The sequence below is a fragment of the uncultured Shewanella sp. genome (assembly GCF_947497935.1).
Classification (GTDB): Bacteria; Pseudomonadota; Gammaproteobacteria; order Enterobacterales; family Shewanellaceae; genus Shewanella.
Genome location: NZ_CANMIO010000031.1, coordinates 1 through 14,324 on the forward strand (window position 1 = coordinate 1; position 14,324 = coordinate 14,324).

13 protein-coding genes are annotated in these 14,324 nt (G+C 44.4%); all 13 read left to right on the plus strand.

Annotated features, from left to right (window positions below):
- Nucleotides 1–730: 730 nt before the first annotated feature.
- The 13 genes from Q1A86_RS20090 (at nt 731) to Q1A86_RS20150 (ending at nt 14,227) form a co-directional block, all read left to right on the plus strand.
- Nucleotides 731–1,186 (plus strand): hypothetical protein, encoded by a 456-nt coding sequence (locus Q1A86_RS20090; protein ID WP_299810915.1) that lies wholly within the window; start codon nt 731–733, stop codon nt 1,184–1,186.
- Nucleotides 1,187–1,382: 196 nt separating this feature from the next.
- Nucleotides 1,383–2,861: an NAD(P)H-hydrate dehydratase gene (locus tag Q1A86_RS20095; protein ID WP_299810918.1), complete on the plus strand. Its 1,479-nt coding sequence runs from the start codon at nt 1,383–1,385 to the stop codon at nt 2,859–2,861.
- Nucleotides 2,862–2,941: 80 nt separating this feature from the next.
- Nucleotides 2,942–3,418 carry a tRNA (adenosine(37)-N6)-threonylcarbamoyltransferase complex ATPase subunit type 1 TsaE gene (gene tsaE, locus Q1A86_RS20100; RefSeq protein WP_299810921.1) on the plus strand — a complete coding sequence of 159 codons (477 nt, stop codon included), beginning with the start codon at nt 2,942–2,944 and terminating at the stop codon, nt 3,416–3,418.
- Nucleotides 3,402–4,724 (plus strand): N-acetylmuramoyl-L-alanine amidase, encoded by a 1,323-nt coding sequence (locus Q1A86_RS20105; RefSeq protein ID WP_299810923.1) that lies wholly within the window; start codon nt 3,402–3,404, stop codon nt 4,722–4,724. Before tsaE ends, Q1A86_RS20105 begins: the two co-directional genes overlap by 17 nt.
- Nucleotides 4,725–4,743: 19 nt before the next feature.
- Nucleotides 4,744–6,630 (plus strand): DNA mismatch repair endonuclease MutL, encoded by a 1,887-nt coding sequence (mutL, locus tag Q1A86_RS20110; protein ID WP_299810926.1) that lies wholly within the window; start codon nt 4,744–4,746, stop codon nt 6,628–6,630.
- Nucleotides 6,620–7,546, plus strand: a complete 927-nt coding sequence (gene miaA / locus Q1A86_RS20115) for a tRNA (adenosine(37)-N6)-dimethylallyltransferase MiaA (protein ID WP_299810929.1) — start codon at nt 6,620–6,622, stop codon at nt 7,544–7,546. Before mutL ends, miaA begins: the two co-directional genes overlap by 11 nt.
- A 93-nt stretch (nt 7,547–7,639) precedes the next feature.
- Nucleotides 7,640–7,918 (plus strand): RNA chaperone Hfq, encoded by a 279-nt coding sequence (gene hfq, locus Q1A86_RS20120; RefSeq protein WP_012156738.1) that lies wholly within the window; start codon nt 7,640–7,642, stop codon nt 7,916–7,918.
- A 20-nt stretch (nt 7,919–7,938) separates the two neighbouring features.
- Nucleotides 7,939–9,234: a ribosome rescue GTPase HflX gene (gene hflX, locus Q1A86_RS20125; RefSeq protein ID WP_299810941.1), complete on the plus strand. Its 1,296-nt coding sequence runs from the start codon at nt 7,939–7,941 to the stop codon at nt 9,232–9,234.
- Between the two features lie 49 nt (nt 9,235–9,283).
- On the plus strand, nt 9,284–10,435 hold the full coding sequence (gene hflK / locus Q1A86_RS20130) for an FtsH protease activity modulator HflK (protein ID WP_299810944.1): 1,152 nt from the start codon (nt 9,284–9,286) through the stop codon (nt 10,433–10,435).
- Nucleotides 10,436–10,438: 3 nt separating this feature from the next.
- Entirely contained in the window at nt 10,439–11,317 is an 879-nt protein-coding gene (gene hflC / locus Q1A86_RS20135) for a protease modulator HflC (protein ID WP_299810947.1), read from the plus strand.
- A gap of 410 nt (nt 11,318–11,727) precedes the next feature.
- Nucleotides 11,728–12,318 carry a ubiquinol-cytochrome c reductase iron-sulfur subunit gene (petA, locus tag Q1A86_RS20140; RefSeq protein ID WP_299810950.1) on the plus strand — a complete coding sequence of 197 codons (591 nt, stop codon included), beginning with the start codon at nt 11,728–11,730 and terminating at the stop codon, nt 12,316–12,318.
- Nucleotides 12,318–13,532: a cytochrome bc complex cytochrome b subunit gene (locus Q1A86_RS20145; RefSeq protein ID WP_299810953.1), complete on the plus strand. Its 1,215-nt coding sequence runs from the start codon at nt 12,318–12,320 to the stop codon at nt 13,530–13,532. The genes petA and Q1A86_RS20145 overlap by 1 nt, the downstream gene beginning before the upstream one ends.
- A complete protein-coding gene (locus Q1A86_RS20150) occupies nt 13,532–14,227 on the plus strand; it encodes a cytochrome c1 (RefSeq protein WP_012156732.1) in 696 nt (231 codons plus the stop codon). The genes Q1A86_RS20145 and Q1A86_RS20150 overlap by 1 nt, the downstream gene beginning before the upstream one ends.
- The last annotated feature ends 97 nt before the right edge of the window (nt 14,228–14,324 follow it).

The window sequence follows — 14,324 nt, forward strand, 5'->3', positions numbered from 1 at the left end:
CGACATTAGCTCAGTTGGTAGAGCGATACCTTGCCAAGGTATAGGTCATCGGTTCGAACCCGATATGTCGCTCCAATCTTCCTCTGCACATTCTCAGATATCTCAAATCAAACCTGAATAAAACCAAAATATTTATGCGGCATTAGCTCAGTTGCGCTCGCAGAAATGTTGATACCTTTTTTTTGCCAAGGTATAGACCTACTTGTATAAACAGTCGGTTCGAACCCGCTGTCTATTAAATCAAAAGCTCCAATCTTCCTCTCTGTAATATTCAGTTTAAACTCTTAAGCCAAATTAAAAAAATAATCTTAAGATCTATATGCTTATGCAACATTAACTCGGTTGCGCCCGTAGAAATGTTGATACCTTTGTTTTGCCAAGGTATAGATCTATTTGCATAAACAATCGGGCTCTAATCTACTCTTGTTTAACTCAAAAGCTCGCTGAAACCTTACTTTTGTAGGCCATTAAAAATAACTCTCTAAGCAAAAATTACAGCAAAGACCCTGATATTTGTTCGAGATTAACTCTGTTTGTTATTTAGCTTCACGGTAATGCCCAAGGCGATAACGTGATCGAGCGCTTGTTTCTTTCATAATGTCTAAAGTAAGCAGTTTTGGTTTTTCTAAAGTTTGACTACGCTCAAATATTAAGTCGGTTTTTCATACCATAATAAAAATGACTAATATTTGGGCGTGTCACTCTTATGTGGCGGACTAAGGAGAGAAAAATGCGTATTCAACAACTCAGTGAACTTTTAGATTATGTGGCGAGATGTCGCATAGAGATGGCGCAACTCTATAGCCGTTTGCATGCTCATGCTGACTCTTCTAGAGTAAAGTTGATGCTAGAGTATTTTCAGCAACATGAGCGTAATACCTCTGAAAAGCTGGAAGATTATATCGATGAAGCGCCGAAAAAGATCTTAGATACCTGGTATAAAGACATTGTTTTTGAAGATTTTATTGGAAATTGTCAGAAATTAACTTTGCCAGCCAATATGAGCGAAGATGATGTGCTGGAACTACATTTAAAATTGGATAACAGTTTGATCGGTTTGCTAGAGAAAACGGCTAACTCTTCTGCTACGGCTGAAACAAAGGGGGCACTAGAGGATCTGGTCAGAGTTAAAAAAATCCAACAACAGCGCCTCGTCCACAGCAGCATTAGAATGGATGACATCTAAGCTTACACTTAGCTTGGCTAACTAAGGCACCGATAGGTGCCTTTTTTGATTGCCTATTGCGGCAGTTTGAGCCGCTATAATTGTGTTAGATCAAACTTAGGTTAGCTATTGCCCCTTAGGATTCATTTGCACTTAAGCCTGATTCTTTAAGCTACTACATTGATTATTATCTCTGCCCACTTCTAGGAAACGTGATATGAGCCAAGCACACTTATTACCGACCTCTCTTTTTTTAACTGAACAGATCCGAGCGGCAGAATTGTCAGCTGTTAGCAGTGGAAGCGTCAGTTTATATCAATTGGTAGAAAGAGCTGGCGCTGCCGCTTTTCAATTTTTAAGCGAAAGGCAAGCGAATGCTAATGAGGTGCTGGTATTAGCGGGGCATGGTAACAATGGTGCAGATGCTTATGTGACAGCCTCCTTGTTACTCGAAGCAGGTTTTGACGTTACATTGCAAGCAAGTACACCAAACAATCCGAGTGACGAACTCACGAGTGCGATTCATCGGTTCTTAGAGTCTGGTGGGGAAGTGGTTGAGTTTTGTGGCTCTCAGATTGCTGAGGCTGAGGTGATAGTAGATGGCTTGTTAGGCACAGGGATCTCTGGTGAGTTAAGTGCTGAACTGACCTATGTCATTGATGAAGTAAATAAAAGCTGCGCCTGGGTACTAAGTCTTGATGTGCCATCTGGTCTAAATCCTGATACGGGAAGTTACACCGCGGCAGCGATAGAAGCCGACGTGACTCTGACTTTTGGCGCATTGAAGCAAGGCTTGCTAACAGGAAAGGCTCGTCACAATTGTGGTGAGCTCTTACTTGCCGAGTTGGGGTTAACGGGTTATTTACCTGAACCAAGTGCCAAACAGGTTGTCAGTAGTCAGTGTATTAAGGCACTTGTTCCCCGCAAAAGAGATGCTCATAAAGGAGATTGCGGCAAGGTCTCTGTTATTGGTGGTGATTACGGCATGGCTGGAGCGGTGAGGTTGGCGGCGGAGGGCTGCCTGCGCAGTGGAGCGGGACTTGTGACCGTTATATCAAGACCTGAGCATCAACTTATTGTCAGTGCCACGCGTGCAGAACTGATGTTTTGGGGTTGCGAGCTGGTTGATATGGAAGTGTATTTAAAGCTCGGGTGGGCTTCAGCCTTAGTCATAGGCCCAGGCTTAGGCACTAATGACTGGGGGTATAACTTACTCAAAGCGGTGGATCTTAGTGATAAGCCCTGCGTGATCGATGCCGACGCCCTTAATTTGCTAAAGGGGATGCCTATGAGGCAAAAAGATTGGGTATTAACACCTCATCCGGGCGAAGCTGCTAGGTTACTCGGGATCAGTATCGAAGAGGTTGAGCAAAACAGATTCAAGGCTGTAAGGCTGCTACATAAGGAGTATGGCGGTGTGATAGTGCTAAAGGGAGCGGGAACACTGATTTACGATGGTAATAAGTGTGTAGTGGCACCTGTTGGTAACCCGGGGCTTGCAGGTGGAGGCTGCGGTGATGTGCTTGCTGGCGTCGTTGGCGGCATAGTTGCTCAAGGTTATTCGAGTATGGAAGCTGCCTGTTTAGCAGTAGTGATCCATGGTAATGCGGCTGATTTGGCGGCTAAGGCTGGTGAGCGTGGCATGCTTGCGAGTGACTTAATGCCCTATATTCGCCAGTTAGTTAATGAAATCTAGTTTAGAAAGCTAGGTGATTAGGTTAAAGTAATGCATTCTACGTACGGTTTTATTAGGACGCTTTTCGATTCGAAATGAGTATGCAAGCAATTACATTAAATTTAAGTGACGAGCAAGAAACGGTTAACCTAGGCACTGAGTTAGCAGGTCTGATCACACCTCCATTAACTGTTTATTTAAGCGGTGATTTAGGTGCTGGCAAGACGACTTTTAGTCGAGGGCTGATTCAAAGCCTTGGCCATCAAGGGGCGGTGAAAAGTCCAACTTATACCTTAGTTGAGCCCTATGAGCTTGATGGGTTAGATGTGTATCATTTCGACCTGTACCGTTTATACGATCCAGAAGAATTAGAGTTTATGGGCATACGCGATTATTTTACTGAGCGTAGTCTTTGCATCGTAGAGTGGCCAGATCGTGGTCATGGTTTATTACCTTCTGCTGATGTACATATCCATATTCAGTATGTTAATACTGGAAGGCAAGTTGAGTTACAGGCACTTTCTCCAAAAGGGGAACAAATCCTAGCGGCCCTAAATAATAATGATAATAAACAGTAATATACTTAGATTATTTCTACTTCTTGTTACCTTTGGTGCTTCATTTTTTGCGCAGAGTGCGAATAAACTCGAAAGCGTAAGGATTTGGGCTGCGCCGGACTCGACTCGTCTTGTTTTCGATTTGAGTCAGTCTCCAGACTATAGCTATTTTACTCTTACGAATCCTTATCGCTTAGTGGTGGATTTGAAGAAGTCCTCTAATAAAGTCGATCTCAATAAGATCAAAAATAATAGTAAGCTGGTGAAGAAAGTACGTAAGAGTACCCCGCCAGAGAAGGGCACGTTACGGCTCGTTATCGATCTTGTTAAGCCAGTAAAAGCGAGTTTGTTTGCATTGCCTCCAACAGCGCCTTACGGCAACCGATTAGTCGTCGATCTCGATAGTGGTGGTTCAACGGCGAAAAAGTCTCCTGTTACTAAACCAAAAACTCAATTAAGAGATGTGGTTATCGCGATTGACGCAGGTCATGGCGGTGAGGATCCAGGCTCCATTGGGCCGACAGGCATCTATGAGAAAAAACTTGTATTAGAGATATCTAAGAAAGTCGCTCAAAAAATTAATGCAACACCGGGTATGAGGGCGGTAATGACGCGGACTGGCGATTATTTTGTTAATTTGAATAAACGCTCTGACATTGCCCGTAATAGTAAGGCCGATCTGTTAATCTCTATTCATGCTGATGCCTTTACCTCTCCTCAGCCACGAGGAGCATCTGTCTGGGTACTATCCATGCGTCGCGCGAACAGTGAAATTGGTCGCTGGTTAGAGCAGAAAGAAAAACATTCTGAACTGCTCGGTGGAGCGGGAGAGATAATCCAAAATACCGATAATGAACAGTATCTTGCGATGACTTTGCTCGATATGTCTATGGATCGCTCTATGGCGATTAGTCATAATATTGCAGGTGATGTGCTCTCCAACCTTGGACGCGTGACTAAACTGCATAAGCATAAACCTGAGTCAGCCAGTTTTGCTGTACTTAAGTCGCCAGATATTCCATCGATTTTGGTTGAAACGGGCTTTATCTCAAACCCAAAAGAAGAGCGATTACTATCCCAGCGAGACCATCAGAATAATGTTGCTAAGGCTATTCATAAAGGGGTGGTTAAGTACTTCGAAGCTAACCCTCCGGTAAACTCACTACTGGCGAGTAAGAGCAGTGTTGAGCATAAGGTTCGAAGTGGAGAGTCGTTATCGGTTATTGCGCATCGTTACCAGATCTCGATAAGCAGTTTGAAGAAAGCAAACAACCTTAAATCAAATAACTTACGAATTGGTCAGAAATTAAAGATCCCAAGCGCGTAAGGGCTTTTGAGAGTAAACAATGGCAATAGAAAAGTTACCGCCGCAATTAGCTAACCAGATCGCCGCAGGTGAGGTGGTCGAACGTCCAGCATCAGTGATTAAAGAGCTGGTTGAAAATAGTCTCGATGCAGGGGCTACGCGCGTCGATATAGAGATTGAAAAGGGCGGCGCTAAACTTATTCGTATCCGCGATAATGGCTCGGGGATCCCGAAAGAGGATTTGAGCCTAGCCTTGTCTCGGCATGCCACGTCAAAGCTTAAATCGCTGGATGATCTAGAGGCTATTTTAAGTTTTGGCTTTCGCGGCGAAGCGTTAGCGAGTATTAGCTCAGTGTCGCGGCTTATCTTAACCTCGCGTACAGCTGAGCAAACAGAGGCGTGGCAAGCGCATGCCGAAGGCACCGAGATGGCCGTTAAGGTATTACCTGCAGCTCATCCCGTCGGTTCAACGGTTGAAGCGGTAGATCTGTTTTTTAACACCCCTGCAAGGCGTCGTTTCTTAAAGAGTGATAAGACAGAGTTCACCCATATTGATGAGTGGCTCAAGCGTATCGCCTTAGCTAGACGTGATATTCATTTCACCTTAAAACATAATGGCAAGACGGTACGAAATTATCGCCCTGCGAATACCGAGGTCCAGTATCTTCAGCGCCTTGGACAAATTTGTGGCAAAGCGTTTGCCGAAACCTGTTTGCGGATCGAATGCCAGCATAATGACTTGAGCCTGAGTGGTTACTTACAATCACCAAGTGCAGCGAGTGGCTACAGTGAGACCCAGTATTTCTATGTGAATGGCCGCCTAGTTAAAGACAGATTGGTAAATCACGCCGTTCGTCAGGCATTTGCACAATATGCCGAGGGAATTTCGCCTGGTTACGTGTTGATGCTAGAGCTTGATCCCCATCAAGTGGATGTGAATGTACACCCTGCAAAACACGAGGTACGTTTTCACCAGAGTCGTTACGTGCATGACTATATTTTACAAGCACTACAGTCGGCTATGGCGCAATCGACTCATCTTACTGTCGATATTGAACCTGAGTCTGAACAGCCCTCTGAGTGGCAAACAAGCCCTACACGAGGTGCGGTAGCACCGTCTCAGTATGTTGATGAATCGAAGAGTAAACCATCGGCATCGTTTGATGTCAGGGAAAGACACTCAAGCGCCAGTCAAACGGATTACTCGAGTGGTAGCACGAGTTATAGGAGTCAACTTAAGCCGGCTTCTAGAAACTCAGATGTGAGTATGCCCTCTCAAACGAGTATTCGTGCTTATGGTGAGCTCTTGAGCACAGACACAGCACAAACTCAGAGTGCTAGCATGCCTTTGCGTCCTACCGCTCATCAAGCTGGAATGACTAAAATCACTCATGGTACGGCGAGTATGCCGCCAGCTATAGCAGGCCAGTACTGGGTGCTAGTTAAAGAGGATAAAATATCTTTACTGGATATCGCTATGGTAGCAAAGGCGGCATTGAAAGCTGAAGTTGCGGCCAAGTTTGCACAAGGTTTGATTGGTCAACCTTTGTTGATGCCTGTAGCTATTAGTGTTGATGATGATTGGCCCGAGATTATCGAAAATCGTGAGCAGCTATTACGCAAATTAGGAATTGAGCTTTCTATTCGTCTTGGGCAGTTGATTATTAAGAAAGTGCCCCCATATCTAAGAGATAGCCAACTGGCGGTCTTGATCCCTGAGTTACTGCAGTGGATTAGATTAGAATTACCAAGTGATGCCGCTGTTGTAAAGTGGCTTGCTGAGCAAGCAGCAAACCGATTCACTTCTGTGAGTGAGACCTGGTTTGCCTTCAATGCATTGCCGAACGATGTGCAGTGTGAGCTTTATAATCACTCTCAAGAGTTACCTTGGGAGCAATGGATGAAAGAAAATCAGAGTGACCGATAAAAAATCACAGAAAGTTATTACCTTGATGGGGCCTACAGCCTCAGGTAAAACCGCATTAGCTATTGAGCTTGTTAAGCAGTATGACTGTGAGATCATCTCTGTGGATTCAGCATTGATCTACAAAGATATGGATATCGGTACCGCTAAGCCCGATGCAGCTGAGCAAGCTGCAGCGCCTCATCGACTCATTGATATAATTGATCCGGCGCAAAGCTATTCTGCGGCGGACTTTAGACGCGACGCCTTGGCTCAGATAGAAGATATATTGAGTCGTGGTAAGACGCCTTTGTTAGTCGGCGGCACAATGATGTACTTTAAAGCCTTGTTAGAGGGACTATCACCGCTACCAAGTGCAGATGAAGCGATAAGAGAGCAGATTGCAGCTGAAGCAGAAGCGCAAGGTTGGCAAGCTTTGCATGACCAGCTGCGCGAAATCGATCCGGTTTCTGCCGAGAGAATTCACCCTAATGATCCCCAGCGACTCGCGAGAGCGTTAGAGGTTTATCGAATTAGTGGTCAATCTCTTACTGAGCTGACCAAGACTAAGTCTGACGCATTCCCTTACGACGTAGTGCAATTTGCGATTGCACCAAGCGATAGAAAGGTGTTACATAAGGCTATAGAAACTCGTTTTAATACCATGCTAACACAAGGGTTTATTAGCGAAGTTGAGCATTTGAAGGCTCGAACTGACTTGCATTTAGAGCTGCCATCTATGCGTTGCGTAGGTTATAGGCAGTGCTGGCAGTATTTAGATGGTGAAATCGACTATGATACTATGGTCGAAAAAGCGGTTGTTGCTACTAGGCAATTAGCTAAACGTCAATTAACATGGTTACGCGGTTGGCCCGATTTAATCTGGCTAGAAAGCGGGGCTGAAAATAATCTAGCAACAGTAATGCGACATAGTCGCTAGCTTAATAGCTGCTGCTGTATAATACTAAAACCAAAGATAAAGTTTTATTGTATTAAAATAACTATTAATTTTAATTAAAAAGGAAATTAGAAAATGGCAAAGGGGCAATCTTTACAAGACCCGTTTTTGAACGCATTGCGTCGTGAACGCGTTCCAGTATCTATTTATCTTGTTAACGGCATTAAGCTTCAAGGACAAGTTGAGTCTTTCGACCAGTTCGTTATTTTGCTTAAAAATACTGTAAGCCAGATGGTTTACAAGCATGCCATTTCTACAGTGGTTCCTTCACGTCCATTTAACGTGAGCAACCACCAAGCGACAAATGCTCAAGCTGGTTATAACGCTCAGCATGACGATGGCGATGAGAAGTAATTTGTTAAGGAGATTGCTTTTTGTTTGATCGTTATGAGGCGGGAGAGAAAGCGGTACTTGTCCATATCGACTTTGCTGACGAAAACAACCGAGAAGACTTAGATGAGCTAAAGCTTTTAGTCGACTCGGCTGGTGCTCAGTCAATTGGAGTGATCTCTGGAAGTCGTCGTTCACCGGACCGAAAATTTTTTGTTGGCTCGGGTAAGGCTGAAGAATTGGCTGCGATGGTTGCGGCAACTGATGCCAATGTGGTGATTTTTAATCATGCATTAAGTCCAGCTCAAGAGCGAAACCTTGAGCAGTTGTGCGAGTGCCGTGTACTCGACAGAACAACTTTGATCTTGGATATCTTCGCCCAAAGAGCGCGGACATTCGAAGGTAAGTTACAGGTGGAGCTAGCGCAATTGCGCCACATGTCAACGCGCCTGATCAGAGGGTGGACGCATTTAGAACGTCAAAAGGGCGGTATTGGTCTACGTGGACCGGGTGAAACTCAACTAGAGACCGATAGGCGTCTATTGAGAGGCCGGATTAGTACCATTAACCGCCGTTTAGCAAAAGTTGATAAGCAACGCGATCAGAGTCGTAGATCCCGTCAGCGCAGTGAAATGTCTACCGTCTCTTTAGTTGGTTATACCAACGCAGGTAAATCGACACTGTTCAACGGTTTAACGACATCTGATGTTTATGCCGCAGATCAGCTTTTTGCGACACTGGATCCAACATTACGAAAGTTAGATTTGCCTGATGGTGATGTTATCCTAGCTGATACTGTTGGATTTATTAGGCATTTACCCCACGATTTAGTTGCTGCATTTAAAGCAACGCTGCAAGAAACACGACAGGCAGATCTATTGTTGCATGTTGTAGATAGTGCAGATGAAAAGATGGCAGATAACTTTGAGCAAGTTCAAAAAGTGCTTAAAGAGATCGATGCCATAGACATTCCACAATTGATCGTTTGCAATAAAATCGATCTATTGGATGAAGTGAAACCTCGCATTGACTACGATGACGAGGGGACACCGATTAGAGTCTGGGTTTCTGCTCAGCAGCAAAAAGGCTTGGAATTAGTTGAGGACGCCATTAACCAACTTGTTGGTAAAGCTATCCAAGAGCTAACCTTGCAAATCCCAGCTTCGGCGGGGCATTATCTCGGCCAGTTTTATAAACTGGATGTAATACAGCAGAAAGAGTATGACGATCTGGGGAACTGTATGATCTCTGTTCGCTTATTGGATGCCGATTGGCGCCGATTAGTAAAACAGAGCCAAGGTGAAATAGAGACTTTTGTGATCGACCCTGTCGTCGCATAATTAAGTATTTTAGTAATCTCGTTTATTTCATACACTTATGGAGTACTAAATGGCTTGGAACGAGCCCGGTAACAAGGGTCAAGACCCTTGGGGAAATGGCAATAAGGGTGGTAATGATAAAGGACCACCAGATTTAGATGAAGTTTTTCGTAACCTTTCTAAGCGCTTCGGTGGCAAGGGGAATGGTTCAGGTGGCAGCATTAGTGCAGCTAGCTTAATTATTGTTCTGGTTATCGCCTTAGTTGTGTGGGGACTATCTGGTTTCTATACAGTTAAAGAAGCTGAGAAAGGTGTTGCTCTTCGTTTTGGCGAATATGTCGGTGAAGTCGATCCAGGTCTTCAATGGAAAGCCACCTTTATTGACGAAGTGACACCAGTAAACGTACAAACGGTTCGTTCTATTCCTGCTTCTGGAAGTATGTTAACGGCCGATGAAAACGTTGTCCTTGTTCAGCTTGATGTTCAGTATCGAGTCAGTAACGCGAAAGACTATCTTTATAGCGTAGTCGATGCAGATGCGAGTTTGCGTGAGGCAACAGATAGTGCGCTTCGTTATGTCATCGGTCATAACACCATGGATGATATCCTGACAACAGGTCGAGATAAAATTCGTCGTGATACATGGGATGAAATCGAGCGTATTATCAAACCGTATAAACTCGGTATTACAGTTGTTGATGTGAACTTCTTGCCAGCTCGTCCGCCAGAAGAGGTAAAAGATGCCTTCGATGACGCGATTGCAGCACAAGAGGATGAGCAACGCTTTATTCGTGAAGCAGAAGCTTACTCTCGTCAGTTAGAGCCAAAGGTTCGTGGTACTGTGCAGCGTATGGATCAGCAAGCGATTGCTTATAAGCAGCGAGTGATTCTAGAAGCGAAAGGTAAAGTGGCTCGTTTTGAACAGCTATTACCTGAGTATCAAGCTGCACCAGATGTGACTCGTGAACGTATGTACTTCGATACGATGCAGGAAGTCATGAGTGGCACCAACAAAGTACTTATCGACGCCAAGAATAGTGGTAACTTGATGTATCTACCATTAGACAAGTTGATGCAGAATAGCCAAGCGCATAAGTCTGCCAGCACTAAAACTAAACCGGCACAGCCTGTTATGTCAGTTAATAGTACAACTCACACTAACAGCAGCATTCCTCTCGATGGTCGCCCATCAAGAGGTGAACGTTCGTTGGGGAGGAACTAAGTGATGGGTAGATTTACAGCGATAATCGTAGCGGTACTTATTGCGATTTCATTGTCTTCACTTTTGGTTGTGAACGAAGGCGAGCGCGCCATTGTTTCACGATTTGGTAAAGTCCTTAAAGATGACGGCGTGACACGTGTTTATAGTCCAGGTCTTCACTTGAAAATTCCAATGCTTGATAAAATCAAGTTTATGGATTCACGAGTACAAACCTTAGATGGCGCAGCGGACCGCTTCGTAACCTCTGAGAAGAAAGACTTAATGGTCGACTCATACGTGAAGTGGCGCATTAAAGATTTCGAACGTTATTACCTTTCTACCAATGGTGGTATTAAGGCTAATGCCGAAACCTTGCTACAGCGTAAGATTAACAACGATCTGCGTACCGAGTTTGGTCGTAGAACGATTAAAGAGATTGTTTCTGGTAGCCGTGATGAGTTGCAATCGGATGCACTGAAAAATGCAGCTGAAAGTGCTGAAGACTTAGGTGTTGAAGTTGTTGACGTACGAGTTAAGCAAATTAACTTACCTGCGAACGTCAGTACTAGTATTTATCAACGTATGCGTGCAGAGCGTCAAGCCGTTGCTAAAGAACATCGTGCACAGGGTCAGGAGCAAGCGGAAATTATCCGCGCTAAGACTGATGCTAGTGTGACCATTCAAACTGCGGAAGCTGAGCGTAAAGCTTTAACTACTCGTGGTGAGGGTGACGCAGAGGCTGCTAAGATCTATGCAGACGCCTACACAAAAGATGAAGAGTTCTTCAGCTTTATGCGTAGTCTAGACGCGTACAAAGCAAGCTTCTCTGGCGATAAAGATGTTATGGTGCTTGAGCCTGACAGTGAGTTCTTTAGATATATGAAGAGTTCTACTGGAAAATAATCTTTTCGAATAATAAAAAGGTCTAACGATAAGTTAGGCCTTTTTTTATGCCTATTGCCCGTCATTTGCGAGTGGTCGTTAATTCCTACCTATTCAGTCAACTATCGAGTTATAGCCAATAAAAATTAATTTATAGTAGCTAAGTCACTAATTTAGAAGAATATGAATGAAAGTATTTGAATGTTCTGCTAAAGAATATGACCGTTTTTGTGACTTCTGATGCGTGCTTTTTATGCAGAAGTAGCAATAAAGGCAACATAGTTAACTAAGTTGAGTGTTTTAACTATGATCTGGTTCTAATTTTTGGCTATAATGGGCTCCGTCTCAAACTTGAATTCAAATTCCGGTTTGAATCAGTTTCGAAGAAGATAGATAAAACAAAAATTCCAACACTCTCTGGAGACAAGTGGATGAGCAATGCGCCAGTCGATACCGGACGTCGCAGATTTCTGACCGCAGCCACCGCCGTAGTTGGTGGTGCAGGTGCCGCTGCTGTAGCGGTTCCGTTTATAAAGTCATGGAATCCGAGTGCCAAAGCGAAAGCAGCAGGTGCGCCGGTTGAAGTAAACATAAGTAAAGTAGAGCCAGGTCAACTTATTCGAGTTGAATGGCGTGGTAAACCTGTATGGGTTGTTCGTCGTACGCAGGAGATCTTGGATGGTCTACCAGCAATTGATGCTCAGCTTCGTGATCCTGACTCTGTTGAACCGCAGCAGCCTGCATATGCTCAGAACCCTGAGCGTTCAATTAAAGCTGAGTTCTTCATAGCCGTAGGCCTTTGTACTCACTTAGGGTGTTCACCAACTTACTTACCAGACACATTTGGTGAGCAAGTAGAAGGTGTTGCGTCAGGCTTCTTCTGTCCATGTCACGGTTCAAAGTTTGATATGGCTGGTCGCGTATTCCAAGGTGTACCAGCGCCGTTGAACCTAGTCATTCCTCCACATCAATATCTTGATGATAGCACCGTGCTTATCGGTGTTGATAAAGGAGCTACGTAATGGTTAAGAATATTATCAGCTGGATTGATGAACGCATTCCAATGACCGCTACGTATAACCGTCATGTAGGTCAATATGCGACACCAACCAACTTCAACTTCTGGTACTTCTTTGGCTCACTAGCCATGTTAGTACTAGTTAACCAGTTACTTACAGGTATCTGGTTAACGATGAACTACGTGCCAACCGCTGAAGGCGCGTTTGCTTCTATTGAATATATCATGCGTGATGTTGAGTATGGTTGGTTGCTGCGGTATATGCACTCCACCGGGGCCTCAGCCTTCTTTGTGGTGATCTATCTGCATATGTTCCGTGGTCTTATCTACGGCTCATACCAGAAGCCAAGAGAGCTGCTGTGGTTATTCGGTATGCTTATCTTCCTTGTGTTGATGGCTGAAGCATTTATGGGTTATTTACTGCCTTGGGGACAGATGTCCTACTGGGGCGCACAGGTAATTATCTCATTGTTTGGTGCTATACCTGTTATCGGTGACGACCTAACATTGTGGATCCGTGGTGACTTTGTTGTCTCGGGGGCTACTCTAAACCGCTTCTTCGCCTTGCATGTTATTGCTCTACCACTTGTGCTGGTTGTCTTAGTGTTCTTACACCTTATTGCACTGCATGAAGTGGGCTCTAACAACCCAGACGGTATCGAGATTAAGAAGAACAAAGATGAGAATGGCTGGCCCAAAGATGGTATCCCATTCCACCCATACTACACAGTTAAAGACATCATGGGCGTCGCAGGCTTCCTAATTGTCTTCTGTTATGTACTGTTCTTTATGCCTGAAGGTGGCGGTTACTTCCTTGAGAAGCCAAACTTTGAAGCGGCTAATCCAATGAAGACTCCTGAGCATATTGCACCTGTTTGGTATTTCACACCTTTCTACGCAATTTTACGTGCTATCCCAGACAAGTTAATGGGTGTTATCGGCATGGGCTTAGCTATCGCAGTGCTGTTTGTATTGCCATGGTTAGATCGTTGCAAGGTTAAGTCAATTCGTTACCGCAGCATGATCCATAAGGTGAACATCAGTCAGTTTGCTGTTTCGTTCCTAGTACTAGGTTACTTAGGTGCAGTGCCTGCAACACCAGCACTAACAATTGCGGCACGTATCTTCACTCTAACTTACTTTGGTTTCTTCTTATTCCTATGGATTTACAGTAAGAATGAAAAGACTAAGCCAGTACCAGAGAGGTTGACACACTAATGAAAAAATTACTGATTGCATTAGTTGCATTGGTGCCAACTCTGGCTATCGCAGCCGGAGGTGGAGCACCTCTAGAGAAGGCCAATATTGATCTAAATGACAAAGAGTCTCTACAGCGTGGCTTGGATCTGTTCCAAAACAACTGTGCAGGCTGTCATAGTACTCAGTATCAACGCTATGAGCGTGTTGCGACTGACTTAGGTATCCCATTAGATGAGATGCGCATTAAGTACTTACCAGAAGGTGCCAAGATTGGTGAGTTAATGGAGAACGCTATCCCTGATGCTGATGCAGCTAAGTGGTTCGGTGCATCGCCTCCTGACTTAACATTGGTTGCCCGAGTGCGTGGTGAAGATTGGATATACTCATACCTTCACGGTTTTTATAAAGATGAAAGCCGTCCATTTGGTGTGAATAACACAATCTTCCCATTGGTAGGTATGCCGCATGTGCTTGAAGGCCTTCAAGGTCTTCCTATCAAGCAAGAAGATGGAACATTGGTTGCGACCGGTGGTGCCTTATCTGCTGAAGAGTATGATCAAGTGGTTCGTGATATCACTGGATTCTTGGTTTACTCTGGCGACCCAGTCAAACTTGAGCGTGAAACTCTAGGTTGGTGGGTGATGGGCTTCTTGTTCATTTTCTTTATTGTGGCCTACCTCCTAAAGAAAGAGTACTGGAAAGATGTACACTAACCCCAAATAAAGGTTAGAATGTATTATCCGCAAATTGTAAACGGGGAGCCTTGCTCCTCGTTTGCGTTTGCATTTTTTGCTTTTGATTTGTGAATCC